This window comes from Sulfuricurvum kujiense DSM 16994, from assembly GCF_000183725.1.
Taxonomy (GTDB): Bacteria; Campylobacterota; Campylobacteria; order Campylobacterales; family Sulfurimonadaceae; genus Sulfuricurvum; species Sulfuricurvum kujiense.
Genome location: NC_014762.1, coordinates 1276691 through 1295433, shown reverse-complemented (window position 1 = coordinate 1295433; position 18743 = coordinate 1276691). Strand labels below are relative to the sequence as shown.

Sequence of the window (18743 nt, the reverse complement as noted above, 5' to 3'; positions counted from 1 at the left end):
TCCTCGTAAATGGTGAGAGGAAGTATAGGTCTATTTTGGTGTTAAGCGCATTAAAGATGTATAATATAGATCAATGATAAAATGTTCGTATATATGATCAAGGAGTGCCGCCGTGAGTGTTAAAAATCTCTACATCGCTTCGTTAGAGCCAAATTCGGGATCGCTGATCATCTCAATGGGGATTATGGAACTCCTAAAAAGCCGTGTTCATAAACTGGCATTTTTTAAACCTATTATTAAAAACATTTCATTGCCCGACAGTGATATAGAGTTTATGATAAAACACTTTAATTTGGAGCAAACTCCCGAAAGCTGCCGATGTTTCGGTCTGGATGAAGTAGAAACACTCCTCTCAGAGGGGAAAGAATCGATTATTTTGGAACGCCTCTTTGAACAGTACCATCGGTTAGAGTCGGAATTCGATTTCGTCATGATTCAGGGGCTGGATCAAGCCTCCTTTTCAAAAACTCTCTCTCAAAACTTTAACCATATTATCGCCAAAAATCTCCAAGCACCTTACATCAGCGTTATAAACGGAAAACACAAAACGCATGAACAGCTCATTCATGAAATCGATTTGGAACGGGTATCGCTCAAAAATGAGCATGTGGAACAGATCGCCCTTTTTGTAAATCGGCTGGATGAAGCGATATATCGTAGATTCACCGAAGAGGTCATCGACCAAAGCACCCTTACCTTTTTTATGGAAGAAATTGACGAACTCGATCGCTTAAGCGTTGCCGAAGTCAAACATGCACTGGAATGTTCTTTACTTGTCGGCGAGAAAAAAGATCTCGATCGGATGATACGACATCCTAAAATCGCGGCGATGCATTTGGAGCACTTGCTGGATCGCCTCGAGGATAACGATCTTATCATCGTTCCGGGTGACCGTCTAGATATCATTTTAACCGTACTGTATGCCAATTATTCCAAAGATTTCCCTACCATCTCCGCTATTTTACTGACCGGAGGTATCATCCCGCCGGACAATTTTTTAAAACTCATCGGCGGTATCAATTTTCTGAACATCCCCATTTTAAGTGTCAAGAGCGATACCTATCAAAGTGCCCTGAAAGTAGACAGTATCTCGGCATCGCTCCATCCGGAACAAAATCGTAAAATTGCTCTTGCAATCGGGGCATTTATGAATGCTGTAAATGTTGATCTGCTCCAAGAGCGTCTTCGTACGGCTCACAGCGATATTATTACCCCCGCCATGTTTGAATACACACTCTATCAGCGCGCCAGATCCGAACGAAAACGTATCGTCCTGCCTGAAAGCAACGATGAACGTATTTTGCGTGCCGCCGAAATTTTATTGCGTCGGGATGCCGTCGATTTGATTTTACTGGGAGAACGGACAAGTGTTTTACATCAGGCCAATACATTAGGGCTTGATATTTCCAAAGCTACGATTATCGACCCTTTGACTTCTCCGCTTATGCAGCAGTACATCGACAGTTTCTATGCCTTGCGTGCGCATAAAGGTCTCAGTATGAATACGGCGATAGACGCAATGAGCCACCGAACCTATTTTGCCACCATGATGGTATATAGCGGCGACGCGGACGGAATGGTTTCGGGTGCCGTACATACGACGCAGGATACGGTTCTTCCCGCATTGCAGATCATCAAAACACTTCCCGAAATCTCGCTGGTATCGAGTTTGTTCTTCATGTGTCTGGATACCAAAGTACTCGTATATGCGGACTGTGCCATCAATCAAGACCCAAGTGCACCCGAACTTGCCGAAATTGCGATTGCTTCGGCATTCAGCGCCAAAGCGTTCGGCATAGAGCCGAGAATTGCTATGCTTTCCTACTCTACCGGTAATTCAGGACATGGCGATGATGTCGAAAAAGTACGTGAAGCTACCCATATAGTCAAAGAGCGCTATCCTGATCTTCTCATCGAAGGACCGATCCAATATGACGCCGCAATAGACCCGGAGGTCGCCCTGATAAAACTTCCGAATTCTCCGGTTGCGGGACAAGCGACAATCTTTATTTTTCCTGATCTTAACACCGGAAACAATACCTATAAGGCGGTTCAGCGCTCATCAGGTGCCGTTGCGATCGGGCCCGTACTTCAAGGGCTCAAAAAACCGGTTAACGATCTCAGCCGAGGATGCGAAATCGCCGATATCGTCAATACAGTACTGATTACCGCCATTCAGGCTCAACAAAGTGAGAAACTATGAGTATTTTGGTCATCAATGCGGGAAGTTCTTCCATCAAATACAGCATTTACAATACAAAAACACTGCAGTTGATCGATCACGGACTAATCGAGGAGATTCGCGATCACCACGAGGGTTTTGAAGTAATGCGTACCCAATTGCAACTGCACAATATCGATATTACCAAAATCGATGCTATCGGCCATCGTGTCGTACACGGCGGAGAACGTTTTCATGAACCCGCACGCGTCGATGATGCGCTCATCCGTGAAATCACTGCCCTCATCCCTCTCGCACCGCTCCATAACCCGGCAAATATCGAGGGGATTCAAGCCGCCCGAGCCATTGCTCCGAGTGTCCCGAATTTTGCGGTATTCGATACGGCTTTCCATCAGACCATGCCCCCTTATGCGTACCGCTATCCCCTCGCACATGATTTGTACGAATCGTTTCATGTCCGCCGGTACGGCTTTCACGGTACCTCCCACCATTATGTAAGCATTCAGGCGTCCGATCTGCTGCAAAAGCCTATCGAGTCTTTGAATTTAATTACCTTTCATATCGGCAACGGTGTAAGCGCCTGTGCTATTCAAAAAGGGCGCAGTATCGATACTTCCATGGGGATGACGCCTCTGGAGGGGCTGATGATGGGGACGCGATGCGGAAGCATCGATCCCTCAATCATAGGGTATCTTATGCATGAAAAAGGGATGAGTATCGAAGAAGTGGATACGCTCTTGAATAAAAAAAGCGGCTTGCTGGCTATTGCCGGTACCAATGACCTCAGATCGATCATTGAAGCGCGAAAGAGTGGTGATGCCAATGCGGCTTTGGCCATTGATATGTTTGCCTACAGACTTAGAAAACAGCTCGGAGCATACATGAGCGTCTTACGCGGTGTCGATGCCGTCATCTTTACCGGCGGGATCGGCGAACACTCACCGCTGATCCATGAAATGGTATGCGAAGGACTGGAACATATGGGCATCTGTTTGGACAGAGCTAAAAACAGTGCGTTTGAAACCCGGATTCACGATGAAGCAAGCACCGTAGCACTGCTCGTTATTCCGACGGATGAGGAGCGGCAGATCGCTCTGTACGTTCAATCACTGTTAAGCGCTTAATTACAGCCATCCCCGATTTCGAAAATAAAGAAGGGGTATCAATCCGGCGATAATCATCAGCCCAAGTGAAAACGGATACCCCAAATGCCAGCCGAGTTCCGGCATAAAACGAAAGTTCATACCGTAAATACTGGCGACGAGTGTCGGAGGCATCAACACCACACTGGCGACGGTAAAGAGTTTGATGATCTTGTTTTGTTCGATATTGGTCTGGGCCAAAAAAAGGTTTTGAAGGTTGTCGAGCGTATTGCCGTCTATCGTAATAAACTCTACCAACGAATTCAGGTCTTTCATCATAATCGTAATGTCTTGTTTGATTTCTTGAGAAAGTTTAGGGGATTTGACCATCGCCGTCAATATTCTCCGTTTGTCAAAGACCGATTGACGTACCTTTTGGGTAAATTCCTGCAACGTGGAAATTTTTCTCAATAACTCAACCGAATGGGCATCCGCTTCCCACAATAGTTTTTTGCGGATCTCATCCGATTCTCTGGAAGCGTATTCGAGCAGATCGGCATCTCTGTCGATCCGGATATCAAAGATATGCATGAAAATCTCATACCCTGAAAAAAACTCTTTCGGGTTCGACATCAGCATTTTGCTCATGATCTCGAATGTTTGAAGCTCGCTGTCACGCACGGTAAAGAGGATATTGTCCTGGAGTACGAAACTGACGCTTTCGTTGTAGTGCGATTTACTGTTCTCGACAAAAAAGAAAGAGACAAAGAAGTATGAATTGATGTTGATGCTTCGGCTGTCTTCCCAATAACGCGAGCTAAGTTCTATCTCTTCCCTTTCATGCTTTGTCGGCATTTTAATATTAAACAATATTTCTACTTGTTTTATCTCTTCTTCATTTGCTTTAAAGATATCGATCCAGACAATCTTTTCATGTTCTGCAGGATCTTGTATCTCGTTTAGCGAAACGGCATCTATCGAGCCGTTATTATGACGGTAGACGACTATCATGATTCTTTTCGGTCAAGCTTCTCAAAGCCGGGGAGAATTTTTCCTTCCAATAGCTCCAAGCTTGCGCCACCTCCGGTCGATATAAAGCTGAACTTCTCTTTTTCACCGGCTTTTTCTACCGCATCGGCGGTGTCCCCTCCTCCGACGATACTGTATGCATAGCTGTCGGCGATGAAAGAAGCGAGTTTGAATGTCCCTTTTGAGAACTGGCTGATTTCATAAATCCCCATAGGCCCGTTCCAAATGATCGTATTGGAGAGTTCAATCGCCTCCGAAAAAAGTTTAAGTGTCGCGGGACCGATATCAACGGCATGGAACCCTTCAAGTACGTCTTGGGCCGGTGTAACCTTAATATCGACAGGTGATTCGATCGAGTCAGTTATAACGACATCGACGGGGAGATAAACTTTTACCCCATGTGCTTTGGCTTCATTCAACACCTCTTTTGCCACTTCGATAAAATCATCTTCAACCAGCGAAGCTTTCATGTCATGATCCAACGCTTTTAAAAATGTATTGCTCATCGCACCGCCGATAATCAGTTTGTCGATTTTCGGCATAACCGACGTTAACAGGGTGATTTTAGAAGATATTTTGGAACCGCCGACAACAAGTGCGATCGGCCGAATCGGATTTTCCAGTGCTTTGGTAAACGCCTCAATCTCCCGCATCATTAAAAAACCGGCCACTTTGATTTTCGCAAAATCGGCAATCCCATAGGTCGAAGCGTCTTTGCGATGCGAGGTTCCGAATGCATCGTTGACATAAATGTCGCACAGGTCTGCCAATTGTTTACAAAATGCAGGGTCATTTTTTTTCTCTCCCTGAAAAAAACGGATGTTTTCAAGCAAAAAAATACGCTCCGCCGAACAATGGGAATTTTGGGCTTTTAACGTGTCGAGATCGTCAATAAACTCCACTTTTTTTTCAAGCAGTCTCTCTAAACGTTTTTGGATATGCACAAGAGAATAGCGATCTTCATACCCGTTTTTCGGCTGTCCCAAATGGCTTATAAGGGTAATAGAGCAGGCATTATGATCGATACAGTAGTTAATGGTCGGAAGAGCCGCCCGTATACGGCTGTCATCGGATATGTTGTAATGCGCGTCCATCGGGACATTAAAATCGACACGGATCAAAACTCTTTTTCCGGCCAAATCGACATCTTTCAAACTCTTAACTCCGCTCATCATGAGAATGTTACTTATCATCGCTTCACCTTTATTTGGGATTAATTTGCTGTTGAGAATCCTCAACATAATTGAAAACATAGTACACTAGAATAGCTTATTATTGTTACGATTTGTATATAAAATATTATTTTGTAATCTTTTTAGCGTACTATATTAATGCGAAAACCATTGAAAAAAAGAGGGAATGATGAAGAAAGATATTTTATCCGAGTTATTTGATAACTTGTTGGATCTGAAAGAAAAAATGTCGTCCGGAGTAGACAAAAATATGCCAAATGTCTCTTTACTCAACATGAAATACTACCTCAATGTCCGGAAACACGATTTTTCCCATTTACAAGACGATCTTACCAAAGTCGGATTATCGTCGTTCGGACGTTCGCAAGCTCATATGGAGGCCAGTATCAATGTTGCGCTCGAGATGCTTTCTCATGCCCTTAAAAAAGAGCTGCATCTGCCTAAAGCACTATTAAGTTATGAAGAGTCGCATGCGATAATGGATAAGAACAGTGAAATTTTTTCCACATCCGAAGACAAAACAAAAATCATGATTACCGTCCCTTCGAACTATGCGGATGAAAAAGAGTGGTTCAAAAATCTGTCTCAGGAAGGGGTCCACCTTTTTCGGATTAATACAGCCCATGACAATCCGAGTGCATGGAAAGAGATGTCCGGAGAAATTAAAAATGCATGTTCCGACGAAAAAGAGCTGAAAATATACGTCGATCTTGCAGGCCCTAAGATCAGAACATCCCTAAAAAAATCAAAAAAATCGGACAAGCCGAAAAAATATAAACTTTTCTGCGGAGACAGTGTCCTAATACACCCGGACGGGCAGCCTCCGCTGAAAAAAGCCGCTAAACAATACGATGCCGTTGTCGGATGCACCCTAGAACATTTGGGCGGATTGGTCAAAGTCGGAGACAAGGTTTTTGTGGATGACGGAAAGATCGAAATGGTGATTGATGAGATACTCGGCGACGATATCGTCTGCAAAGTCGTATCGCGCAATGAAAAAGGGATATCGCTCAAAGATGAGAAAGGGATCAATTTCCCCAACAGCGATATCGCCGTACGAGCGATCTGCGATCATGATAAAGAGGTATTGCCCCATATTTGCGAATATGCCGATATTATAGGGATATCCTTTGCCCAAACATCCGAAGACATACACGATCTTATCGATGAGTTGGACCGCCTGGGCAAAAAAGGGAAAATTGCGATTGTCGCTAAAATCGAAACCCAAAAAGGGGTCGAAAATCTGCCCGAAATTCTCGAAGCATTGATTGAATACGGGCATTCAGGGATTATGATCGCACGGGGAGATTTGGCAATCGAAATAGGATTTGAAAATCTCGCCTATATGCAAGAAGAGATTTTAGACCTCTGCACCGCGGCACATATGCCGGTCATTTTGGCCACACAGGTTTTGGAAAGCAAAATGAAAACCAATATCCCGAGCCGTGCCGAGATATCGGATGTCGTTTTTGCCCATAAAGCAGAATGCGTTATGCTCAATAAAGGGGATTATGCACTGGAAACCATCAAAATTCTGACCACGATCCTTAAACAGATGGATCTTGTTTTCCGCAAAAATAAACTGCTTTATAATCCCAGCTTCCAGTGGAAGTAACGAGCCTCTCAGTGCTCGTACATTTTGACATAATATTCATGTGCCATACGTCCTGAGTCAAAGGCGGGAATAACGTCGCTCATCGCACTTTTCATCATTTGCACCCAGTGATCAGGCTTATCGTAATACATAGGGATGATCTCGTTTTCGAGCATATCCATCATGTTTTTGTTGTCTTCGGCATCCTGAAGCTCAACCGGCTGATCATGATCGATCGGAGGGATCGTAAAACAATTGATCGTATGTTTTGCAAATTCGGGGTGCCATCCGTCATCGGTTGAGAAGTGGATAGAACCGTTCATACTCGCTGTCATACCGCTCGTTCCGCTTGCTTCGCGTGAAACACGAGGAGTATTCAGCCAGATATCCGACCCTTTTTTCAGCATTCGGGAGAGATCAAGCTCATATCCGACCAAGACAGCCATGTTCGGATAATCATGACTGATATGGATAAGTTCGTTGAAAACGTTGATCGCATTCGTATCAAAAGGGTACGGTTTTCCGGCCCAAATAATCTGAACAGGTTTATCGGTACGCTGAAGCAGCTTTTTAAAACGTGCGAAATCGTGTTTGATGAGTCCCGGACGTTTGTACTCCGCAAAACGGCGTGCCCAGACAATCGTCAAAATATCGGGATTAAACATTTTACCGGTTTGGTCGGCAACGATAGCAAACAAACCGCGTTTAAGATGTTTTTTTCGACTGATAATCTGATAATCTTCATGATCGTCCAATGCCGCCAATAACTCTTTATCGGTCCAAAAACGGCGGTTTTGCGCATTGGTAACGTGAATGATTTCTGATTTTCCTTCGCAATCCTTCCACATCCGGTTCGCCACTTCCCCATGGAATTTGGAGACGCCGTTAGTAATTTTCGATGCACGCAGCGCACCGACCGTGAGATTGAAATTGTTTTCGTTTTCCATCATCATAATGGAGCGGACCGTTTCCATATCCAAGCCGTTAAAAAACCCGAATTTATGCAGCAGATCGATATTATGCTGTTCGTTCCCCGCATCTTCAGGGGTATGGGTCGTAAAAACAACCCGCTTTCTAACCTCGTCCATATCGCGATATTTGGCATAAAGCTCAAATACCAGCGGCAAAGCGTGACCTTCATTCATATGATAGATATCTATTTTTTGTTTCAGCGCTTCGAGTACCTTGACTCCCCCGATTCCTAAAACGATTTCCTGAGAAATACGGGTCTCTTCGTTGGCGTCGTACAGTTTATGAGTGATCGTACGGGCTAGAAAATCGTTTTCAGGGATATCGGTCGAAAGTAAAATCAACGGGGCCGAGCTGAAAATGTCCGGAGATAAATAATATGCTTTAATATGGACCTCTTGCGAGTGGATGATCACTTTTGCCTGTATTCCCAGATCTTTTAAAAAATAGTAATGTTTCCGAATAAACTCGGCTTTGAGGCTTCGATCGGGACTGCGCGTCTGGTCATAATAGCCAAAACTCCATAATATGCCGACTCCCACAACATTTTGACGCAGATCATAAGCACTGCGCATGTGCGAACCGGACAAAAAGCCCAATCCTCCGGAATAGATTTTTAGCCCTTGATGAATCGCGAATTCCATCGAAAAATAGGCAATACTTTTTGTGTATTTCGCATCATATTGGTAGTCGTGTAAAATCATATTTCCCTCACTCTGTAAATTTTTCGCAAAGAATCTGTTTCCCAAGCTCTACGCCCGGCTGATTATAAGGATTGATATCCATCATCCTACCCATCAAAGTCGTCAACAATTCATAGTAGACTATTATTGTACCGACACTTGCTTCATTTATCTTTTTAATTATAATATGATCAGTCGGAATATTGTTCATTCTGAGACTCTCTTTTGTCGCTTCGCATTGAAAATTGATAAGCTCATTAAACTTTTTTCCGTTGACAACGTCGTTCATCTCCAGATATTTTAACGATATATCGGGAATAAGCAAATTATTTTCAAAATCTTCTATCGTAATAAAAGTAACACTTTTATCTCTAGGTCCCTCCATAATAAGCTGTAAAAACGAGTGTTGATCAATCGATCCGATCAGTGCATAAGGGGTCAGTCCTACGTGTTTTCCCGCTCCGTCCTTTTTGCCTAACGACTCGGCCCATAGCTGTACATACCATTTGCATAGGTTTTCAAGCTCATCGGCATAGGCAAACAGAACATTAATGTTGATATCGCTGCTGTGTTTATAAAGAAACAAAGCTTTATCCAGAAGATGGTCTTCTTCATGATTGAAAAACCGTTCCAAAAACTGGCCGCCCTCTTCCAACAATGATTTGGTGTCGTACCCCGCTAATGTCAGAGGGACGATCCCCGCCGCACTCAGTACTGAAAACCTTCCGCCGACATTTTTGGGTATCCCGAACTGCTGAATACCGTGATATGACGCGAATCGTGATAGCGGCGATCCTTCATCGGTAATGGCGACGATACGCTCTTTGTCAATTCCGTCCAAATCCAAGTGATAATAACCGATGAGCGTTTTAAAAATCGAGACAGTCTCTATCGTTTTCCCAGATTTAGAGATGACGATAAACAAAGTACTCTCTTTTTTCAGATTGGAAAGTGTTTTGGAAATAGCGATAGGATCGGTGTTTTCAAGAAAGTGAAGAGTTCTATAAGGCATTTTTTTCGATTTAAGCAGTGAATCGATCCCTTTGGTTCCAAGCGATGATCCTCCGATCCCGATAACGGCGATATCGTGAATCGTTTCTGCTGACAAAAAAGGATTTTTTTCGGCAAACCGATGAATGTGTTCGATTAGCGCAACCGATTGAAACGGCAATTCGTAATAACCGATCTCCTTACCGATACGTTCGTTTACAAGAGATGAAAACGCATCATCTTTTAATCTTGAGTCTGTCGAAAATGATTCTGAGCCAAAATCATGGCTGAAAATCATCTTTTTTCCCCTTCGTTGCGCTTTAGATAGAGTACCCCTAACGGAGGCAAGGTCAGTGTAAGTGTGTACGGACGGCCGTGCATTTCTCTCTCAACCGCCGCTAAAGGTGAAGTGTTTCCGATATTCCAACCCTCATAATAGTGTGATTGCGAATTGAAGATTTCTACATAATCTCCCGCATACGGCACACCCAGACAGTAGTTTTCCCGTGTATTATCGGCAAAATTGCACACAACGATAATATTGTCGGTAGGATCATCACTTTTGCGGATAAAGCTGATGCAGTTATGCGAATAATCCCGATCATCGATCCACTCAAACCCTTCGCGTTTCTCGTCATACAAATGCAAAGCCCGCTCATGTGCATAGAGCGCATTCAAATCGGAAACCATCTTTTGCAAACCGTGATGGAGCGGATAGTCCAAAAGATGCCAGTCCAAGGAGCGTTCAAAACTCCATTCCGCGAACTGCGCGATCTCTCCCCCCATAAACAGGAGTTTCTTTCCGGGATGAGCCATCATATACGCTAGCAATGAACGCAAATGGGCAAATTTTTGATTATGATCGCCCGGCATTTTGTTGATGAGCGAGCCTTTCATATGGACGACCTCATCGTGGCTGAGAGGGAGCATAAAGTTCTCATCAAATCCGTACCACATACTAAACGTGAGCTGGTGATGATGGTGTTGACGATAGATCGGATCACGGCTCATGTATTTAAGGGAGTCATGCATCCATCCCATGTTCCACTTAAATCCGAATCCTAGCCCGCCTACATCTACCGGTCGCGTCACCATCGGATAGGCGGTCGATTCTTCGGCGATCATCAGGATATCGGAAAATTCTCCGTACACACTGGTATTGAGTTTTTTCAGAAATTCAATCGCTTCGAGATTCTCATTCCCGCCGTATTGGTTGGGGATCCACTCCCCCTCTTTTCGTGCATAGTTGAGATAAAGCATTGAAGCGACCGCATCGACGCGTATGCCGTCGATATGGTATTTATCCAGCCAAAACATTGCAGAAGAGATCAAAAACGATTTTACTTCGTTTCGACCGTAGTTGAAAATGATGCTTCCCCATTCGGGATGAAACCCCTGTCGGGGGTCGTCGTGCTCATACAGGGCCGTTCCGTCAAAATTAATCAAGCCGTGCATATCGACGGCAAAATGTGAGGGTACCCAGTCCATAATAACGCCGATCCCGTTTTGATGCAGCCTATCGATCAGATACATCAAATCCTGCGGTGTTCCGAAACGTGCCGTTGCCGCAAAGTATCCTACGACCTGATATCCCCATGAACCGAAAAACGGATACTCGCTCAGGGGCATAAACTCGACATGGGTATAGTTCATCTCTTTAAGATACGAGACCAGTTCTACGGCTAGCTCCCGGTAGGTGAGAAAACGGTTGTCTTCTTCGACTTTGCGTCTCCATGAACCGACATGCATCTCATACACGCTGATCGGTGCATCATGGGCATTGTTGCGATATCGTGTATCCATCCATCCTTTATCGTCCCAAGGGTAGTTTTCCAGACTCCAGACACGGGATGCCGATTTCGGCGGCTCTTCTGCATAAAAACCGAACGGATCGCTTTTGTCATGGACGATATTATGAAATTTTGAGGCGATATGATATTTGTAGGTGAGCCCCTGCTCCACTCCCTCTATAAATCCTTCCCATATCCCCGACTCGTCTTCACGAAGTTTTAACGGATGCGAGCCGGTATCGTAATGGTTGAAATCTCCCCGGACACTGACATATGCGGCATTGGGCGCCCATACGGCAAAATAGATCCCGGAAATCCCGTTGTGTTCCATCGCATGAGAACCGAGTTTATCGTATAGCTTGGTATGGTTACCTTCTTTGAACAAATAGATATCCAGTTCGCTCAGTCGCGAAATCTCATAGGTTATCCGATGGTGTTGGTGAGTATTCATTCTCCTCTTCTTCCCGCTTTAATGCGATAGTACAGCGCTTCATACTCTAATGCCGCGTGGTGCCAGTCAAATCGTTTCTCCATGGCGTTACGCTGCATTGTTTCAAATCCATGAGGGTCATTGTACCACGTATAGATTGCCCATCCGACCGTATTAATCAAGGCATTCGGGGTGGCATCGTAAAATTTAAATCCGGTGCCGTGTGTCGAGTCGTTGGCATAGTTTTCGATCGTATCATCCAGTCCCCCCGTTGCACGGACGATAGGGAGCGTTCCGTAACGCAGAGAGTAAATCTGATTGAGCCCGCACGGCTCGAATAAGGAGGGCATCAAAAACAGATCGCATCCCGCCTCGATTTGGTGTGCCAGATCATTTCGGTATCCGATGTAGCAGCGAAATTTTTCAGGATACCGTCCGGCAATATCGCTGAAAAAATGTTCCGCCCACTTCTCCCCTGCCCCCAAAAGAACAATTTGAAGCTCCATATGCATCAATGCATGGATGGAATGGACGAGGAGTTCGATCCCTTTTTGTTCAACCAGTCTTCCGACAAGACCTATCAGCGGAACATCATCACGTTCGGGAAGGCCGAAAGCGTATTGCAAGGCACTTTTACACACACGTTTCCCGTCCATAGAATCAGTATCGAACGTTTCGGCGATAAAAGGATCGTGTGCGGGACTCCATTCATCATAATCTACCCCGTTGAGGATACCGTGCAATTTATACGAATAGCCGTCAATCAGCCGCTCCAACCCCCATCCGAATTCCGATGTACGAATCTCCTGCGCGTAGCGACGGCTCACCGTACTGATGGCATCGGCATGAACGATCCCCCCTTTGAGGAGGTTAATCCCGTCAAACTCCTCAACTTCATCGGCGTTAAAGTGGCTCCAACCTATATCGAGGATATCCATAGCCCCTTTATAAAAGTGTCCCTGATGCTGAAGATTATGGATGGTCAAAAGTGATCCCGTATAAGCGAAATCATCGTCAAAGGCGTATTGGACATTCAGCATCATCGGTATCGAGGCCGTATGCCAGTCGTTTGCATGGATGACATCCGGATGAAAACGGAGCTTTTTAGCCAGTTGCATCACTGCCCGGGAGAAAAAGATAAAGCGGTTGTCATTGTCGGTATAGCTGAATCCGTTCTCATCATACAGACCGCCGCGGCCGAAAAACCCTTCATGATCGATAAAATAGACGGGCACATCGGTTCCGCTCATTACTCCCTCATACACTCCGGCCCACTCTTCGCCCATAATCCCCATCGGGACACCGAGGCCCCCTTCCATAAATCGGAGGCCGTATTTTTCCCTATCAACGATATAGTAGCGCGGCATCACAACACGCACATCATGACCGAGTGCTCTGAGGGCTTTCGGCAAAGCCCCGGCAACATCCGCTAATCCGCCGCTTTTGGCAAAGGGGACTACTTCCGAAGCGGCAATTAAAATATTTAATTTATCCATTCTGCGTCTCCAATAATTTCGCACCTTCAAGCGGTGCATTTTTTAACACACTCATCTCAATACGCAACCCTTCTAACGAAGCGTTTAAGGCATAACGTTTTAATTTTTCTTCCAATAGTGTACCCAAATATGGATTCTGTTCAATCACCCCTCCGCCCAGTACCAGGATTTCAGGATTGGCGAGGGTTACCAAAACACCTGATGCATGAAGAAATGCATCTTCAAAGCGGCTCGCGATGAGACGTTCTTCTTCGATATCCGAATTTTTTAACCGATTCAAATCAAGATCATGGTCACTGCCGAAATGTTTTAGCCATTTTCCCATCCCGGAGCCCGATGCAAAAAGCTCTATACAGTTGTTTCGTCCGCATCCGCAAAAAAACGGTGTCTCCTGATATGGGATATGCCCTATCTCATATGCCATGTTTCGGCTTCCCTTAACCAATGAGCCATGATCGATAACCGCCGCACCGATTCCCGTACCGACAAAAAGAGCGGCGATATTGTCTGATTGCCAGTATGCCGATTCGGCCCGGACGGCACAATTGAGATCATTGTCTATGACCAACGGAATACCGTAGCGTGATTTTACGACCGATGCAATATCATATTCATCAATATTAATATTTGGCGAAGCGGCAATGATCCCGTTGTTAACCTGCCCGGCATACGATATGCCGATAAAAGAGATGTCTGGATGGAGTGTAGCTTGTTTATCGATATAAGAGAGCAGTCCGACCTCCTGCGAGGATACCATATCCTCTGCCGTATGCTCTTCACTCACTATCTCGCTGCGCAAATGCGTACCGCCGATATCGATAAACAGTTTTTTCATTTGATCAGTTTCTTATAGATACTATCGTACGCTTTGGCACTTTCGGACCACGAATAGTTACATTTCATATTGTGATTGACGATCGATTCAAAATGTTTTTTGTCTGCGTAGAGGTCACACCCTTTTTTGACTGCCGTAAAGAAAGTTTTGGGTGTAGCAGAGGTAAATACGATGCCGAATCCGGATGGGCTCTCTGCATCATACGATTCAAATTTTTTCACCGTGTCGGCCAATCCACCGACTTTATTGACCACCGGGACGGCTCCGTAGGCAAAGGCAATCATCTGATTAAGTCCGCACGGCTCAAACAAAGAAGGCATCAGTAAAAAATCGGCTGCCGCATACATTCGGTGCGCAATAGATTCATCGTAACCAAATTGCAAACTGACATTTTTATACTCTTTGGCTATCTTTTCCAATGACTCGAAATGAGCCTCTTCCCCTTCTCCCAAAAGGGCGATATTGCATTCGAGTTCGGCAATTTTCGGAAGGGTCTCGATCAAAACATCCATCCCTTTTTGATGGGTGAACCGGCCGATGAAAACAAGCAGCGGTTTAGCGGCCCCTTTTAAGCCGAATTGTTTGAGAAGATCATTTTTGGAGGCTTTTTTCCCTTTGAGGGTTTTATAGGGCGCGACTAGCGCTTTATCGGTAGAAGGGGAGAAATGGTCAGAATCGATGCCGTTTACTATCCCGCGGAGTTTACGCCGATGGAGATGCAAAAATCCCTCCAAGCCGCATCCGAATTCGGCAGTTAAAATCTCTTTGGCGTACGTCGGGCTTACCGTCGTAACGGCGTCCGCATAAGCAATCCCCGCTTTCATGAAATTGACCTGATCGTAAAATTCCAGGGCATCCATCGTAAAATAGCGTTCATTGAGCCCGATTTGGCCCATCACCGATGGGGGAAATACCCCTTGATAAGCGAGATTGTGAATGGTGTAGACTATTTTTGTCTTAACAGAAGGATCTTCTTTCACGAACAATGCGGCCAATGCACATTGCCAATCGTTTAAGTGTGCGATTGCATAGGAATCGATTCGAAGTAACTGGGTGATCGCATGCGAAAAGAGCCCGAACCGTATACCGTTATCTTCATAGCCGCTCTCCGGCGGTCCGTAAAGATAATCGCGATCACAGAGGATCGGTGCATAAATAAAACGGTATTCTACCCCCTCATAGGATGTCCCGTGAAGTTCTATCGTATACGAAACCCCCCCCATCATTATCTCAAACGTGTTTAACAGCGTGAGGGAAAAACGGCTTCGGTCTATCTGGCTGTAAAGAGGCAATACGACGCTTACGTCATACATCTCATTTAATGCTTTGGGAAGCGAATGGGAAACATCCGCCAGCCCTCCGGTTTTAACAAAGGGGTACACTTCGCTGGATGCGAATAACAAGCGTTTTTTATTCATGAATGCTCTCCCGTAGTAATTTTGCCGCCAGTTCCGGAGAAACAGGATTTATGATGATGCCCGTCGCATTTTCAAATCCGCCGTGCCGATAGAGGCGCGGCATAATACGAATCGTAAAACGGCAAAGATCAAATGAACCTATCCCTTCCGTATCGATGAGCGGCGGGGTAGAAATCCAAAGGTTAAAATGAAACACTCCGAGCTGCCGTCTAAGCCGCTGCAAGGTCGAAATCAGCAACGAGGCAACGGTATCGATGCGGGTTCGGCTGAGGGTATCGATTTGTCCCGTTGCCTTAGCCGAACTGATCATCACTTCAAAAGGATACGCACTCCCATACGGACAAAAAGAGGTAAACTCATCTTTTTTTTCAATAATACGGGTCTGAATTTCCTCTTCGTGTGAAAGTATGGATTCCATCAATGCATGACCGCTGGTTTGATAATATTCGTTTGATCTTCGGTATAACTCACTGAAAGATTTTGGAATCATCGGCAGTGCAATCAGCTGTGTATGGCAATGGCTCATTGTCGCCCCCGCGTTTCTCCCCTCATTTTTAAACAAGGAGATATAGACCAATCGGCCGTCGCGACGTAAATCGCCGACACGCTGACGTAGTGTTTTGAGCCATGCGACCGCTTCTGCGTGCGTCCAATCGCACATAGATGTCGTATGGCGGGGAGTATCGATGATCACCTCATGCGCACCGAAACCTTCCCAATACTCAAACAGACCGAAATGGTGATTCGGAGGAGTTTCAATCTGAACCGCTTTGAAAAGATTCGGGACGACACGCGTCTCCCATCCTCTTTCATTGGGAAAACCTCCCTCCGGACGAAGGGCAAAAATCTCACGCGGAGTCATCGATTCATTTCCCTCACAAAAAGGGCACGGTTCCGGTATAGAGGGCTCAATAAATTCAGCAGGCGTATCAGGATGACGCAGCCTCTCGGGTGCGATAAGGACATGGGTATCATGAAGACGGTCATACCGGATTTCAGACATCGTTGATCTCCAACTTCCCTTTTAAAATAAAATTGCCTCTAAATGGTATTGCCATTGCAAAACTGATCCCTTGTACCGTCAAATCAAATCCCTGTTCGCTTTGTGAGAGCGTTTTAAGTTTGAAATAGGTGGTTTTGAACGGCTGATCCAAAGAAATAGTGATTCTTTTTCCTAATATAGAATCGATAATCTCCATAACCCGGCACGATTCAATCTCCCCCTCATCCTCCAACATTTCACCGTTAAACAAAACTTTGTCGCTTTCTGAAAAATGTAAATTATGTTCCAGCAGATAAAGGAGTTCTTTGGTTGATTCGGATTCGAATTTTATTTCAAAATCCAAACCGTTACCTCTGGGCAGATAATGCTTTTCCAAAACGGCATCGACTTTTTCCGGAAAATAAAGGCCGCCGTGGCGTAAAAAGCTAATCGCATGTTGATTCCAGGAGGCTTCATATGGCTGGTTGGCAAAATCGCCGAATTCGCGGAATGAGCAGTGTCGAAAACGTTCCGGACTAAACGTTTCGTCACTGATATGATCGATAAACGAATTTTTGAGATACCAGTCATAAATAATCGCATCCCGCAAAGTGTCATCGATTTGGGCTATGACGTTATGGATCGTATCTATCCCCTCTTCCGCAGGAGCTTCATCTTTGCACCCGTGCTCGTTGCACACAACCGGTTCCATTACCCGTTGATGGTAGGCCTCTTTGCGGCGCGTAAGGGTATTTTGGTAGTTGAAACAGCGATCTCGCAGATCGAATTCTACCAACTGCCCACCATACGCGCTGTCAAATCGAAAGATCAAATCGGGGGTTAATACTTTTATCTTTTCATAGCCGTCCAGCTCGTTATGATTGACTTCGATCACGCTGCTCTTATCGTACCTTATATTTTCGCATTCGATGAGGTACCGATAGGCGGTATCTCTTAAATTCGGCAAATACAGGCCGCCGAAGACTCCGTGCCACAGCGGATCATTGGTCTGGAGTTTAAAAAGTGCCGTATCAAAATCCGAACGGTTAATGACCGGACGCTGTGCTGAAAGCTCCAACATCCGTTTATGGATCCGATTACTCTCGGGATATTTGACGAAGAAGTTTTTCCAAATACCCCCTTTCAGAAATTTAACCCCCTCTTTTTCATACCGCTCAAATCCCATCTCCTGTTTATAACGCTCTAGGCGCAATGCATCATCCGCACGCAAGCTCCACTCACCCATCTCATAATACGAAGCATTGGGAACGTATGCGATTCCGCGCGGCTTATGCTGCTTAAAATATTCGCTGTAATGGAGCGTCTGGATATCATCATCTGCGAGTACGGTTTGAACGAATTTCTCCAGCCACCCTTTTTTATAGACCCATTCAAAAGTTCCGGGCCACATGCCGAATTTTTCGGCATCATCGAAAATAATTGCTGCCGAATCCTCTTTTCGTCTATAGCTTTTGATGACATCCAACGCCTTTTCGACACTCAAAAACGGAAGTGCGTACCGGAGCTTTTTGCTGATGGGAAAAATTCCAAGCCGCTTGCCCCCTTCCTCGCTCAAATAGTAGCCGTCAAGCACCTCTTCATCAAAACCCGCACACTGAAAATGATAATCGTCCATGACCGTATATTCGATTTTGCTTCGGTTCAAATCAGTGATCAGCGAAGATTCCCATACCCGCTCGGTGAGCCATAGCCCTTTGGGAGCTTGACCGAATGATTCGAAAATAGAGCGGTTGAGCTTTTCGATTTGGGCAACGCGGTCTTGCGAGGGGATAACGCTCAAAATCGGTTCATAATACCCCGCACTGAAAAATTCGATGCTTCCGGATTTGGAAAGCACCTGAATTTGCTGATACAACTGGGGATCACGTATTTGTATCTGTTCCATCAGCCATCCGCTGCAATGGAGACTGAAACGAAATGACGGATAGCGGCTCATAACTTCAAAAAAAGGTTTATAGCATACCTCTATCGCATGTTCGATCACCCAATCAAAATTATCGACGGGCTGATGCATGTGTATCCCGAATAAAAGTGAAGTTTTAGACATCC

At 45.2% G+C, this 18743-nt stretch carries 13 protein-coding genes; 3 read left to right on the top strand and 10 right to left on the bottom strand.

Features of this window, described 5'->3' with window-relative positions; translation table 11 throughout:
• Nucleotides 1-112 precede the first annotated feature (112 nt).
• Both pta and SULKU_RS06440 read left to right on the top strand, forming a co-directional pair.
• Nucleotides 113-2203 (top strand): phosphate acetyltransferase, encoded by a 2091-nt coding sequence (gene pta, locus SULKU_RS06445; RefSeq protein ID WP_013460137.1) that lies wholly within the window; start codon nt 113-115, stop codon nt 2201-2203.
• Nucleotides 2200-3306, top strand: coding sequence for an acetate/propionate family kinase (locus SULKU_RS06440; RefSeq protein ID WP_013460136.1), 1107 nt, complete (start codon nt 2200-2202; stop codon nt 3304-3306). Before pta ends, SULKU_RS06440 begins: the two co-directional genes overlap by 4 nt.
• Here SULKU_RS06440 and corA read toward each other — a convergent pair whose 3' ends face one another.
• On the bottom strand, nt 3307-4275 hold the full coding sequence (gene corA / locus SULKU_RS06435; protein ID WP_013460135.1) for a magnesium/cobalt transporter CorA: 969 nt from the start codon (nt 4273-4275) through the stop codon (nt 3307-3309).
• Nucleotides 4272-5486 carry a phosphoglycerate kinase gene (locus SULKU_RS06430; protein WP_013460134.1) on the bottom strand — a complete coding sequence of 405 codons (1215 nt, stop codon included), beginning with the start codon at nt 5484-5486 and terminating at the stop codon, nt 4272-4274. Before SULKU_RS06430 ends, corA begins: the two co-directional genes overlap by 4 nt.
• Nucleotides 5487-5652: 166 nt before the next feature.
• Between SULKU_RS06430 and SULKU_RS06425 the strand changes: the two genes are divergently transcribed.
• Nucleotides 5653-7101 carry a pyruvate kinase gene (locus SULKU_RS06425; protein WP_151174265.1) on the top strand — a complete coding sequence of 483 codons (1449 nt, stop codon included), beginning with the start codon at nt 5653-5655 and terminating at the stop codon, nt 7099-7101.
• Between the two features lie 8 nt (nt 7102-7109).
• Here SULKU_RS06425 and glgP read toward each other — a convergent pair whose 3' ends face one another.
• Genes glgP through SULKU_RS06385 form a run of 8 tightly spaced genes read right to left on the bottom strand, consistent with a single transcriptional unit; the run spans nt 7110 to nt 18741 of the window.
• Complete coding sequence (gene glgP / locus SULKU_RS06420) at nt 7110-8753, bottom strand: alpha-glucan family phosphorylase (RefSeq protein ID WP_013460132.1); 1644 nt, start codon at nt 8751-8753, stop codon at nt 7110-7112.
• Between the two features lie 7 nt (nt 8754-8760).
• A complete protein-coding gene (locus tag SULKU_RS06415; protein ID WP_013460131.1) occupies nt 8761-10020 on the bottom strand; it encodes a glucose-6-phosphate isomerase in 1260 nt (419 codons plus the stop codon).
• The gene (gene glgB, locus SULKU_RS06410; protein ID WP_013460130.1) at nt 10017-11963 is read right to left on the bottom strand and encodes a 1,4-alpha-glucan branching protein GlgB; all 1947 of its coding nucleotides are present in this window, start codon (nt 11961-11963) and stop codon (nt 10017-10019) included. Before glgB ends, SULKU_RS06415 begins: the two co-directional genes overlap by 4 nt.
• The gene (gene glgA / locus SULKU_RS06405; RefSeq protein ID WP_013460129.1) at nt 11960-13438 is read right to left on the bottom strand and encodes a glycogen synthase GlgA; all 1479 of its coding nucleotides are present in this window, start codon (nt 13436-13438) and stop codon (nt 11960-11962) included. Before glgA ends, glgB begins: the two co-directional genes overlap by 4 nt.
• A complete protein-coding gene (locus SULKU_RS06400; RefSeq protein WP_013460128.1) occupies nt 13431-14273 on the bottom strand; it encodes an ROK family protein in 843 nt (280 codons plus the stop codon). The genes glgA and SULKU_RS06400 overlap by 8 nt, the downstream gene beginning before the upstream one ends.
• The gene (locus tag SULKU_RS06395) at nt 14270-15691 is read right to left on the bottom strand and encodes a glycogen synthase (RefSeq protein ID WP_013460127.1); all 1422 of its coding nucleotides are present in this window, start codon (nt 15689-15691) and stop codon (nt 14270-14272) included. The genes SULKU_RS06400 and SULKU_RS06395 overlap by 4 nt, the downstream gene beginning before the upstream one ends.
• Nucleotides 15684-16694, bottom strand: coding sequence for a galactose-1-phosphate uridylyltransferase (locus tag SULKU_RS06390; protein WP_013460126.1), 1011 nt, complete (start codon nt 16692-16694; stop codon nt 15684-15686). The genes SULKU_RS06395 and SULKU_RS06390 overlap by 8 nt, the downstream gene beginning before the upstream one ends.
• Nucleotides 16687-18741 (bottom strand): alpha-amylase/4-alpha-glucanotransferase domain-containing protein, encoded by a 2055-nt coding sequence (locus tag SULKU_RS06385; RefSeq protein WP_013460125.1) that lies wholly within the window; start codon nt 18739-18741, stop codon nt 16687-16689. Before SULKU_RS06385 ends, SULKU_RS06390 begins: the two co-directional genes overlap by 8 nt.
• Between the last annotated feature and the right edge of the window lie 2 nt (nt 18742-18743).